Here is a 10,815-nt window from a genome sequence, read left to right on the forward strand (position 1 = left end):
TCACGGACGATGCCCCGTGGTGCGCTGCTCGAGTTCCGCTAGCAGCTCCCTGACGCGGGTTTGCTGCTCGCTGTCTTTCTGATTCAGCGCATATTGTTCATAGCGGGCCAGCCATTGGCGGGCCTGCGGTTCCTGCTTTTGCTCATGGGAGAGCACCATGAGCTGGAAATAGCTGTCGTAGACGGTGGCATGGTCTTGTGCTGTTTGCGCAATCTGCAGGCGTTCCTGAAGATAGGGCGCAGCCTGCTTCAGGTCGCCCAGTTCATAGCAATTTTGCGCAATATTGGTGAGTACACCACGTATCTGCTGCAGCTTGCCCATGCTTCTGAGGCGTTCGCGTGCCACGGGCAGCAGCCGCTCATTGGCCTGCCTGGCTTCGCGGAACCGCCCCAGCTCATGCAACAGATAGCCTTCGTCCTCGTAGATGCCGAGAATCTGCATCTGGCTCGGAAAATCCAGAGCCCGCCCAGGCTTCACGCTTTCATCCCAGCGCATCTCGGCGGGCAGGCCGGCAATCTGCTGCAGCGGGTATTGAGCCTGGAAGGCCTTGACCTGATTGAGCGCTGCCGCGTGCTGTCCGGCATCGGCCAGCCAGCGGATGCCGGAATAGCGCAGAAAGAACTGTGCATAGGACAGCTCCGGGTCTGTCTGGGGGCCGGGCAAGGCGCTCAGCGCTGTGCTGGCTGCCTTGGCGGCCTCCTTGGGCATGCCGCGGCGCGCATAGACGCTGGCCTGGGTGTAGTAGAGCCGGAAGGCGTCGCGAGCAGCGACTCCGGGCTTTTTCAACAACGGCTCCAGCGCCTGCAGATCGGCACTCATGGCGCGTCCGCTGAAGCTGCCGCCTTCGCTGAAGACGGTGGCATACAAGGGCGCGAAACGGGTTTCGAATCCTGCATCGGGTTTGGCTGCCGCGCCCAGCGACATGCTCGCCGCAGCGACGGCAAGGGCCTGGAAGCCCCGGGCCGTGCGTCGTGCAAGCATGTGCAGGTCCATCAGTCCGCCAGGGCGCGGGTGATGACCTCGCGCACATCGTTGGACAGATCAGGCTTGGCTGCCACGCGGGCAATGGCTTCGCGGGCTGCAGAGCGGTAGGGCTCGGCCAGTTTTTTCCAGCGGTCCATGACCCGGGCCAGGCGGGAGGCCACCTGGGGGTTGATGCCGTCGATCTCGATCACGCGATCGGCCCAGAACACATAGCCCGCCGCGTCGGCGCGGTGGAAGGCGCCAGCATTGTTGCAGTAGCTGAAGATCAGGCTGCGTGCGCGGTTTGGGTTCTTGATCTGGAAGTCAGCATGCTTCATCAGCGCCTTGACGGCCGGAAGCACATCGCCGCCGCGGTCGCTGGCTGCGCCCTGCAGTGCAAACCATTTGTCCAGCACCAGCGCATCCTGCTTGAACAGCGCGTGAAAGCGTTGCAGCGCCTGCTCGGCCAGGGGGCTGGCGCTGTAGACCAAGGCGGAGAGGGCCGCCATGCGGTCCGTCATATTGCCGGCGTCCTTGCAGCGCTGGTAGGCCTTGCCGGGCCAGACCGTGTCGCCAGTCCGGGCGGCCTGCAGGCACAGCATGGACAGGGCACGGCCTGCCAGTGCACGGCGGCCGGCGCTGACATGGTCGGGGCGATAGGCGCCGGTGTCGCGGTTGGCTTCCCAAGCCGCTTCCCACTCGGGCTGCAGCGCGGTCGCCAGTTGCAAGATCATGGCTTCGCGCACCGCATGGACGCGCTGCGGATCGACCTCGGCCAGTTGCTCGGCGATATAGCTCTCCGACGGCAGCGTGAGCACCAGGTCCTTGAACGCGGCATCCAGCTTGTCGTCACGCAGCACGCGGCGCATGGCTTCGATGAAGTCTGCTGGCAGGATCTCGGCGTTGGCGTCGCCGCTGGCAGCGATTGCCTTGAGGGCATAGCGCAGGCCCAGGCGCTGGCTGGCTTCCCATTGGTTGAACGGGTCGCTGTCATGGGCCAGCAGGGTCAGCAGATCGGCATCGCTGAATTCATGCTCCAGCACCACGGGGGCACTGAAGCTGCGCAGCAGCGAGGGCACGGGTGCTTCGCTCACATTGCTGAAGACAAAGCGCTGTTCGGCTTCGGTCAGCACCAGCATGCGGCTGGCGACTGCCTGGGCCGCATCCTCGCCTTGCAATTGCAGGGCGATGGGCTGGCCGCTGGCCGTGAGCAGACCCATTTGCACGGGAATGACGAACGGCAGTTTCTCGGCCTGACCCACGGTGGGCGCACAGCTTTGCGACAGCGTCAGCGTATAGGTCCGGGCGTCTGCATCGTACTGGCCCACGGCCTTGAGCACAGGCGTGCCGGCCTGGCTGTACCAGCGGCGGAACTGCTGCAGATGCTGGGCCAGGGGAGAGCCGGGGTTGGCGTCGGCAATGGCCTGCGAGAAGTCGTCGCAGGTCACGGCCTGGCCGTCATGGCGCTCGAAGTACAGCTTCATGCCCTTGGCAAAGCCTTCACGGCCGACCAGGTTGTGCTGCATGCGTACGACTTCCGCACCTTTTTCGTAGATCGTGACCGTGTAGAAGTTGTTGATCTCGATATAGCTGTCGGGGCGCACGGGGTGGGCCATGGGGCCGGCATCCTCGGGGAACTGCACGGTGCGCAGCACGCGCACATCGTCGATGCGCTTGACGGCGCGGGCCGAAGCCGTGCCCGCCATGTCCATGCTGAACTCCTGATCGCGGAATACCGTCAGGCCTTCCTTGAGGCTCAGCTGGAACCAGTCGCGGCAGGTGACGCGGTCACCGGTCCAGTTATGGAAGTATTCGTGACCGACGACGGATTCGATATTGGCGTAATCGGTGTCGGTGGCCGTAGCCTGGCTGGCCAGAACATACTTGGTGTTGAAGATGTTCAGGCCCTTGTTTTCCATGGCGCCCATGTTGAAGTCGCTGGTGGCGACGATCATGAAGCGGTCCAGGTCCAGGCTCAGGCCAAAGCGGGCCTCGTCCCATGCAACGGAGTGCATGAGGGAGTTCATGGCGTGTTCGGTCTTTTCGAGGTCGCCGGGGCGCACATAGACCTGCAGCAGGTGATCGCGGCCGGCACGGCTCTTGATCTTCTGCTCGCGGGCCACCAGATTGCCGGCCACCAGTGCAAACAGATAGCTGGGCTTCTTGTGCGGATCGACCCACTTGGCAAAGTGGCGGCCGTCGTCCAGGTCGCCGGACTCCACCAGATTGCCGTTGGACAGCAGCACCGGGTACTGGGCCTTGCTGGCGCGCAGCGTGACGGTGTACATGGCCATCACGTCGGGGCGGTCCAGGAAGTAGGTGATGCGGCGGAAACCTTCTGCCTCGCACTGCGTGAAGAACGTGTCCTCGCTCACATACAAGCCCATGAGCTTGGTGTTCTTGATGGGGGCGCAGGTGGTGAAGATCTCCAGCTCCACGGGCTCGTTGCCCTCGGGCAGGTTCTCCAGCACCAGCTGGTCGCCATCCATCTTGAAGGAGGTGCCACCGCCGTTGACCATCACCCGCGCCAGATTCAGCTCGTCGCCGTCTAGGCGAAGCGCCTGTGCCGGCACCTCGGGGTTGCGGCGCACGCGCATCTTGCTGAGCACGCGCGTCTTGGCCGGGTCCAGGTCAAAAGTCAGGTCCACCGTGTCGATCCACCAGGCCGGGGCCTCGTAGTCGGCACGATAAATCGCGGTGGCCGGGGCTTGCCCGTCACGCAGTTGCAGCATATCGATTCCTTTCTAGGATCAGAGGCCTTGCTTGAGCGAGGCTTCGATAAACACGTCCAGGTCGCCGTCCAGCACCTTCTGGGTGGCCGAGACTTCGACGTTGGTGCGCAAGTCCTTGATGCGGCTGTTGTCCAGCACATAGGAACGGATCTGGTGACCCCAGCCCACATCGGTCTTGGTGTCCTCGAGCTTTTGCTGCTCTTCCATGCGTTTGCGCATCTCGAAGTCGTACAGCCTGGAGCGCAGGCGCTGCCACGCCACGTCACGGTTGCTGTGCTGCGAGCGACCGTCCTGGCACTGCACCACGATGCCCGTGGGGATGTGGGTCAGGCGCACGGCCGAGTCGGTCTTGTTGATGTGCTGACCGCCGGCGCCCGAGGCGCGGTAGGTGTCGGTGCGCACATCCGACGGATTGATGTTGATCTCGATGGAGTCATCGATCTCGGGATAGACGAACAGCGAGGAAAAGCTGGTGTGACGGCCGCCAGAGCTGTCGAAAGGCGACTTGCGCACCAGGCGGTGCACGCCGGTTTCGGTGCGCAGCAGGCCGTAGGCATACTCGCCTTCGACCTTGATGGTGGCACTCTTGATGCCGGCTACGTCGCCCGGAGTCTCTTCTTCGACCGTGGCCTTGAAGCCCTTGCGTTCGGCGTACTTCAGGTACTGGCGCAGCAGCATGCTGGCCCAGTCGCAGGCTTCGGTGCCGCCGGCGCCGGCCTGGATGTCGATGAAGCAGTTTAGCGGATCGGCTTCGCCGCCGAACATGCGGCGGAACTCGAGTTCCTCGATCAGCGGCTTGAGCTTGGCGGTTTCGGCCTCGATGGTCTCGAGGCCGGCATCATCGCCTTCTTCCTTGCTCATCTCGAACAGCTCGACGTTGTCGGCCAGCTCGGTGGTGAGCTTCTGCAGCGTCAGCACGACGGAGTCGAGCGACTTCTTTTCCTTGCCCAGCTCCTGCGCCTTCTTGGGGTCGTTCCAGACGGCCGGGTCTTCCAGCGAGGCGTTTACCGTGCGCAGACGTTCGTACTTGGCATCGTAGTCAAAGATACCTCCGGAGATCTGCCGTGCGCTCGGACAGATCTTGGAGGGTGTTGCCGATAGAGTTGACGCGTTCTGCTTCCATGGTGAATCCGTTGTTCTTGCTGATAAATAACGGGTGATTTTCTCATGCCAAACGGCTGTGGGGATGCAATGGCCTTTGACAGGGCTTTTGCGTGCGTCATCGGGGTGTCTTTTTGATCCCAGCTATGTCCCTGATACCCCCATCGGTTTTATTCATGGATGCCGTTACTCGAGGTAACAAATACTGCATAGAATTCGCAGGCGCGCGCAGTGTGCACGCGCTTTTCGGACCGTTCTTCCTATTTCCCATCTCGCAGGTGCCAGACCTTCCAGGTCGTCCAGGCCCCCCATCCCCCATGAACTTCTTTCGCAACCTCAAGCTGGCCAACAAGCTGCTGGTGTCTTTTGTGCTGATCCTGCTGATCAGCGCGGTGTCGGGTCTGTACGGCCTGGTACAGATGGAGCGTGTCAATGCCACGGCCACCGATCTGGCGCGCCAGTGGCTGCCGGCGGCCCGCAACCTGCAGGACATGCGCTATCAGCTGCAGCGTTATCGCTCGCAGACCATGCAGCATGTGATGGCGCAGTCGTCCGAGGAAATGGCGGTTTATGACAAAAGCATGCCCAAGCTCTGGGACGAACTGGTCCAGAACCAGCAGTCTTATGCCAAGTATGTGAAGACCGACAAGGAGCGGGAACTGCTGGCCGAGATCGGCGAGGATCTCAAGGCCTATGCCGTGCAGACGGCCAAGGTGGTGGATCTGTCGCACCAGTTGCTCAACGATGACGCCAGCGAGATTCTGCGCGGCGAGTCGCTCAAGATCAGCCGCGGCATCAACACCCGTCTGGATGCGCTCAGCGAGATCAACTACCAGGCCACCGAGGAAACCAACCAGGCCGGCGACGACCTGTATGCCGCTGCCCGCTGGTGGGTGATGGCGCTGCTGCTGGGCTCCATCGTCATCGGCGTGGCGCTGGCAGTGCTGATCGCGCGCTCCATCTCGCGCCCGCTGCAGTCGGCCGTGCAACTGGCGCAGTCCGTGGCCGCAGGCGATCTGAGCGCCAGCATCACCGTGCAAAGCCGCGACGAAGTGGGCCAACTGCTGAAGGCGCTCAAGGACATGAACAACAGTCTGCAGCGCATCGTGGGCCAGGTGCGCCAGGGCACGGACTCGATCGCCTCGGCCAGCAGCCAGATTGCCAGCGGCAACCAGGATCTGTCCTCGCGCACCGAGGAGCAGGCCAGCTCGCTGGAGCAGACGGCGGCCTCGATGGAAGAGCTGACCGCCACCGTGCAGCAAAATGCCGGCAACGCCCAGCAGGCCAACCAGATGGCCTCTGCCGCATCGCAGGTGGCCGTGCGCGGCGGTGCCACCGTGGCCCAGGTCGTGCAGACCATGTCGGCCATCAATGAGTCCTCGCGCAAGATCGTGGACATCATCGGCGTGATCGACTCCATCGCCTTCCAGACCAATATTCTGGCGCTGAACGCGGCGGTGGAAGCGGCCCGTGCGGGCGACCAGGGCCGCGGCTTTGCCGTGGTGGCCTCCGAAGTGCGTACCCTGGCCCAGCGCTCGGCCGAGGCGGCCAAGCAGATCAAGCAGCTGATCGACGACTCGGTGAGCAAGGTGCAGGAAGGCAGCACGCAGGTCGACGAGGCCGGCAGGACCATGGACGAGATCGTGATGAGCGTGCGCCGCGTCACCGACATCATGGGCGAGATCTCGGTGGCCAGCCACCAGCAGACCTCGGGCATCGAGCAGGTCACCCAGGCCGTGACTCAGATGGATCAGATGACCCAGCAGAACGCCGCCCTGGTGGAGGAGGCCGCGGCCGCGACCGACGCACTGCGCGGCCAGGCCGCCGCGCTGGCGGAGACGGTGAGCTTTTTCAAGCTCGGCGCCCAGTCCGGCCAGCAAGCCGCACCGGCTCTGGCTCCAGCGACGTTCAAGCCCGCGCCTGCCAGGGCTGCGATCAAGGCTCCGGTCCCGCTCAAGGCCTCGTCGGCTGCGCTCAAGCGCCCCGTGATGTCGGCGGCGAGCAAGCCGCCGGTTCTGAGCCCCGCGAAAAGCGCAGCAGCGCCCCAGCCGCAAAAGGCTGCAACGGCTGACGATGGAGAGTGGGAGAGCTTCTAAGCCCGATAAGGGCGTGCGGTGCCGGGCCCGGTGCCGCTAGCTATACTGCTATTGATTAAGAAGCTTCTATCGCATGAATTCATTGAATTTCAAGGTGTTTTGTATCTGAAATCGTTTGATATAGGGCGGTATAAGCTTCTTTGTTGATAGCGAATAACAAATCTGCCATCGAAACAAAAACACCCCGCAGCCGTGGCTGACGGGGTGTTTTTGTTTCCGGGCAGCAGGAGCGGCATGATCCGCTCCTGCCGCCTCGCATCAGCCGCCGCGCGTGATGGGCACTTCGGCGTTCTTGCCGTAGCTGCCGTATTTGCCCAGCTCCCACTTGGCAATCGCGTTGCGGTGCACCTCGTCGGGGCCGTCGGCAAAGCGCAGCGTGCGTGCTGCGGCATAGGCATAGGCCAGCGGGAAGTCGTCGCACATGCCGCCGCCGCCGTGGACCTGCATGGCCCAGTCTATGACCTGGCAGGCCATGCTGGGGGCGACGACCTTGATCATGGCGATCTCGGTCCTGGCCACCTTGTTGCCGGCCACGTCCATCAGCCAGGCGGCCTTGAGCGTGAGCAGGCGCGCCATGTCGATCTTGCAGCGCGCTTCGGCAATGCGCTCCTGCGTCACGGTCTGCTGGGCCACGCTCTTGCCGAAGGCCACGCGGCTGCTGGCGCGCTTGCACATCAGCTCCAGCGCACGCTCGGCCAGGCCGATCAGTCGCATGCAGTGGTGAATGCGGCCCGGGCCCAGGCGGCCCTGGGCGATCTCGAAGCCGCGCCCTTCGCCCAGCAAAATATTGCCGACGGGAACGCGCACGTTCTCGAAATACATCTCCATGTGGCCGTGGGGCGCATCGTCATAGCCCATCACGTTCAGCGGACGCTCGATGCGGATGCCCTTGGCATCGGCCGGGATGATGATCATGCTCTGCTGCGAATGCTTGGCCGCTTCGGGGTCGGTCTTGCCCATGGTGATGAAGACCTGGCAGCGTGGATCGCCGGCACCCGAGATCCACCACTTGTGGCCGTTGATCACGTATTCGTCGCCCTGGCGCTCGATGCGCGTACAGATATTGGTGGCGTCGGAGGAGGCGACTTCGGGCTCTGTCATGGCGAAGGCCGAGCGGATCTTGCCTTCCAGCAAGGGCTTGAGCCAGCGCTCCTTGAGTTCGGCACTGCCGTAGCGGGCAATGGTCTCCATATTGCCGGTGTCCGGCGCGGAGCAGTTGAAGACTTCGGAAGCCCATGGCACGCGGCCCATGATTTCGGCCAGCGGTGCGTATTCCTGGTTGGTCAGGCCCGCGCCGTGGTAGCCCGAGGCTTCGGCGCTGTCTACGGGCAGGAACAGGTTCCACAGGCCCGCGGCCTGGGCCTTGGGCTTGAGCTTTTCAATGGTTTGCAGCGGCGTCCAGCGTTTGCCGGCGGCCGTGTTGGCCTGCATCTCCTGGGCATATTCCTTTTCTGCCGGGTAGATGTGTTCGTCCATGAACTTGAGCAGGCGCTGCTGCAGGTCCTTGGTTTTAGGCGAGTAGTCGAAGTCCATGAGTGCTCCTTTTGTTGTGGGACGGTCTGATTGCGTGGTGGTGGATAAAAGTCAGGCGCGCTGAGCGAAGGACCAGGCCAGCTCGGCCATGGGGCGGGCGGTGTCGCCCGAGGCCTTGGCCTGGGCGCTGGAGGCCGTGCCGGCCTCGACACGTTTGGCAATGCCTTGCAGGATGGCCGCGATGCGGAACATGTTGTAGGCCAGGTAGAAGTTCCAGTCGCGCTGCAGCGTGGCCACATCGGCAATGCCGGTGCGCTGGCAGTAGCGCTGCATGTAATCGTGCTCGGCGGGGATGCCCAGGCCCGCGATGTCCAGGCCCGCAATGCCGCGGCCCAGCTCGGCCGGGATATGCCAGCTCATGCAGTGGTAGCTGAAATCGGCCAGCGGGTGGCCCAGCGTGGACAGCTCCCAGTCCAGCACGGCGATCACGCGCGGCTCGGTGGGATGGAACATCAGGTTGTCCAGGCGGTAGTCGCCATGCACGATGGAGACGCGGCCCTCGTCGCGCGCGCTGGCCGGCATATGGGCGGGCAGCCACTCCATCAGCTTGTCCATCTCGGGGATGGGCTGGGTCACGGAGGCCACATACTGCTTGCTCCAGCGACCGATCTGGCGCTCGAAGTAATTGCCGCTCTTGCCGTAGTCGGCCAGACCGCGCTCGGCAAACTTCACGCTGTGCAGGGCCGCGATCACGCGGTTCATCTCGTCGTAGATTTCGGCGCGTTCGGCGGGCGTCATGCCGGGCAGGGACTGGTCCCAGAGCACGCGGCCTTCCATGAATTCCATGATGTAGAAGGCGCGGCCGATGACGGATTCGTCTTCGCACAGCGCATACATATGCGGCACGGGCACATCGGTGCCGGCCAGGCCTTTCATGACGCGGTACTCGCGCTCGATCGCATGGGCCGAGGGCAGCAGCTTGGCCACGGGCCCGGGCTTGGCGCGCATCACGTAGCTTTTGCCGGGCGTGATCAGCTTGTAGGTGGGGTTGGACTGGCCGCCCTTGAACATCTCCACCTGCAGCGGACCTTCAAAGCCCTGGACATGCCGGCTCATCCAGGCACCCATGGCATCGGTGTCAAAAGCATGCTGATCGGAAACCGCGCGGGTGCCGACGAAATGGTCATAAGTGCTCATGCTGTCTCAGTCCTGTGTTCGATTTGTGATGCGCAAGGCGCAGCCCGCCACGCCGCGCCGAAGGCGCAGCGAGCGAATGCGTGAAAGGGGAGAGTTGCCGCAGAACGCGGCGAAGAGAGAAACGAAGGTGAAAACTGGCGCGATCCCGGCCAGAGATGCCGAGCAAGAGCCGCCTCGCGGCGATGGCATCGTCCCCCTCCCGCAAGCGCAGCGAAGCGAGAGAGGGGGAAGCGGCAAAGCCGCTCAGGGGGTGAATCAGTGATCCGTGTCTGCAATACGCAGCAGCGTCACCCGGTCGCGCACGATGAGGCCACCCGGCTCGATGCGAATGACTTCCTCGCGCTCCATGGACTTGAGCTCCTGGTTGACGCGCTGACGCGAGGCGCCCAGCAGCTGCGCCAGCTCTTCCTGCGCCAGATGCAGGCCGATGCGGATCTCGTTGCTGTCCGACAGGCTCATCACGCCATAGCTGCGCGTCAGGTGCAGCAGTTGCTTGGCCAGGCGTGCGCGCAGCGGCAAGGTATTGAGATCTTCCACCAGACCGTAGAGCTGGCGCACACGGCGCGCATTGAGGCGCAGGATTGCCTCGGAAAACTCCACATGCTCGGCCAGAATGCGCCTGAAGTCTGCCTTGGTCAGGCACAGCAGCGTGGTCTCGCCATGTGCATAGGCGTCGTGCGTGCGCTTGTCGCCATCCAGAATCGCCACATCCCCGAACCAGATGCCCGGCTCCACATAGGTCAGCGTGATCTGCTTGCCCGTGATGGAGGTGGAGCTGACCCGCACCGCGCCACGCGCACAGGCAATCCACTCCTCGGGCGGTTCGCCGCGAGCGCAGATGAGCATGCCATCTTTGTATCGTTTGACGTAAGCGCATCGAAGAATGTCGTGCCGCAAAGAGGGCGAAAGGGATGAAAACCAGCGACCAGAGTTGATCGCCTCACGTTCTTCCATACTAAGAATTGGCTCGTCCATGTTCTGTCTTATGCGTGACTGGTAACCGCCCCATTGTCGCGTGTGGGACCGGCCATGCCGAAGCTGATGGACTCAGGGTTGTCACCTGTGTGTCCGCTTTTACGGCGAAGAGGGCTTGCGCCAATCAAGAAAACCCAGCAGCCATGCGGTCTGCGCAGCGGCGCTCCAGAAAAGAAGCCCGCTGGCTGCGGGCATTTTTTCTGGTCATTTCCGGTGTTTTCTGTGCCAGTCAGGCCTGGCGCGGCGGGAGTTTTGAGTCTCTCAATGAAAATAGACGC

Annotated in this window: 8 protein-coding genes; 2 read left to right on the top strand and 6 right to left on the bottom strand. The window is 63.2% G+C overall.

Annotated features, from left to right (window positions below):
• From ACLBXN_RS18375 to prfB, 3 genes are all read right to left on the bottom strand, one after another.
• Window positions 1-981, bottom strand: a complete 981-nt coding sequence (locus tag ACLBXN_RS18375) for a hypothetical protein (protein ID WP_447613081.1) — start codon at window positions 979-981, stop codon at window positions 1-3.
• Window positions 982-992: 11 nt separating this feature from the next.
• On the bottom strand, window positions 993-3,695 hold the full coding sequence (pepN, locus tag ACLBXN_RS18380; RefSeq protein ID WP_447613082.1) for an aminopeptidase N: 2,703 nt from the start codon (window positions 3,693-3,695) through the stop codon (window positions 993-995).
• 18 nt (window positions 3,696-3,713) lie between these two features.
• Window positions 3,714-4,818 (bottom strand): peptide chain release factor 2 gene (gene prfB, locus ACLBXN_RS18385; protein WP_155293381.1). Its coding sequence is split into 2 segments (ribosomal slippage): window positions 3,714-4,736 and window positions 4,738-4,818, totalling 1,104 coding nucleotides; the frame shifts between segments, so codons are not numbered across the junction.
• Between the two features lie 295 nt (window positions 4,819-5,113).
• Here prfB and ACLBXN_RS18390 point away from each other — a divergent pair.
• On the top strand, window positions 5,114-6,892 hold the full coding sequence (locus ACLBXN_RS18390) for a methyl-accepting chemotaxis protein (RefSeq protein WP_447613083.1): 1,779 nt from the start codon (window positions 5,114-5,116) through the stop codon (window positions 6,890-6,892).
• A 258-nt stretch (window positions 6,893-7,150) separates the two neighbouring features.
• Here the strand turns inward: ACLBXN_RS18390 and ACLBXN_RS18395 are convergent, their stop codons facing one another.
• From ACLBXN_RS18395 to ACLBXN_RS18405, 3 genes are all read right to left on the bottom strand, one after another.
• Window positions 7,151-8,425 (bottom strand): acyl-CoA dehydrogenase family protein, encoded by a 1,275-nt coding sequence (locus ACLBXN_RS18395; RefSeq protein ID WP_034377687.1) that lies wholly within the window; start codon window positions 8,423-8,425, stop codon window positions 7,151-7,153.
• Between the two features lie 51 nt (window positions 8,426-8,476).
• Window positions 8,477-9,562 (bottom strand): phosphotransferase, encoded by a 1,086-nt coding sequence (locus tag ACLBXN_RS18400; protein ID WP_447613084.1) that lies wholly within the window; start codon window positions 9,560-9,562, stop codon window positions 8,477-8,479.
• A gap of 255 nt (window positions 9,563-9,817) precedes the next feature.
• Entirely contained in the window at window positions 9,818-10,537 is a 720-nt protein-coding gene (locus ACLBXN_RS18405) for a Crp/Fnr family transcriptional regulator (RefSeq protein ID WP_029158393.1), read from the bottom strand.
• A gap of 89 nt (window positions 10,538-10,626) precedes the next feature.
• Between ACLBXN_RS18405 and ACLBXN_RS18410 the strand changes: the two genes are divergently transcribed.
• A partial coding sequence (locus ACLBXN_RS18410) for a hypothetical protein (RefSeq protein ID WP_447613085.1) occupies window positions 10,627-10,815 on the top strand: 189 nt, incomplete at its 3' end.

The sequence above is a fragment of the Comamonas sp. C24C genome (assembly GCF_053345995.1).